This is a genomic window from Arthrobacter sp. Dra40 (assembly GCF_059091905.1).
The window spans coordinates 1-894 of the sequence record NZ_JBNHHB010000535.1; the positions used below are offsets into that span (position 1 = coordinate 1).

Annotated in this window: 1 pseudogene; it reads left to right on the top strand. The window is 69.4% G+C overall.

Annotated elements, in window-relative coordinates:
* A pseudogene (locus AC5RWT_RS37840) lies at positions 1 to 710 on the top strand (malate synthase A); the annotation flags it as partial.
* Between the last annotated feature and the right edge of the window lie 184 nt (positions 711 to 894).

The window sequence follows — 894 nt, forward strand, 5'->3', positions numbered from 1 at the left end:
TCATGCGCTCCTACACCGAGCAGCTGGTCCGCGCCTGCCACCGCCGCGGCGCCATGGCCATCGGCGGGATGGCCGCGTTCATCCCCAGCCGCCGCGATCCGGAGGCCAACGCGATCGCCATGGAGAAGGTGCACGCGGACAAGACCCGCGAGGCCTCCGACGGGTTCGACGGCTCCTGGGTGGCGCACCCGGACCTGGTCCCGGTCTGCCGCGAGGTGTTCGACGGTGTGCTGGGCTCACGGCCCAACCAGCTGGACCGCCAGCGCGAGGATGTCACGCCCGACGACGCAGCCCTGCTGAACGTGGCCGGCACCGAGGGCTCCATCACCGAGACCGGCATCCGCACCAACCTGGAAGTCGGCATTCAGTACATCGAGTCCTGGCTGCGCGGCAACGGCGCGGTGGCCATCCACAACCTGATGGAGGACGCCGCCACGGCGGAGATCTCCCGCTCGCAGATCTGGCAGTGGATCCACGCCCACGCCGTGACCGACGACGGCGAAATTGTCACCCGTGAATGGGTCCGCGACCTGCTGGAGGAAGAGTTCGCCGGCCTGCCCCGTTTCGACGGCGACCGGTTCGACGACGCCCGCGAGATCTTCGAAGAGGTGGCCCTCGGCGAAGAGTTCCCGGCCTTCCTGACGATCCCCGCCTACCAGAACTACCTGTTGGAGAAGCCGGCGCGGGTTAAGGCGGCAGCCGCCGCCTAGATTGTCCGGCGGCGGGCCGGGGTCCAATAGCCAGCCCCCGGTCAGCCGCCGGCACCCAAGACTTTCCGCAGGGCCGCCAGGTCCACGCTATCTTCGCCACAAGCAGCCCGACGGTCGGGCGGACCGGCGGCCCTGCGGAAGCACCGTGAAACAAAACGCCGGGTGCGGCTCCATCTAGCGAGCC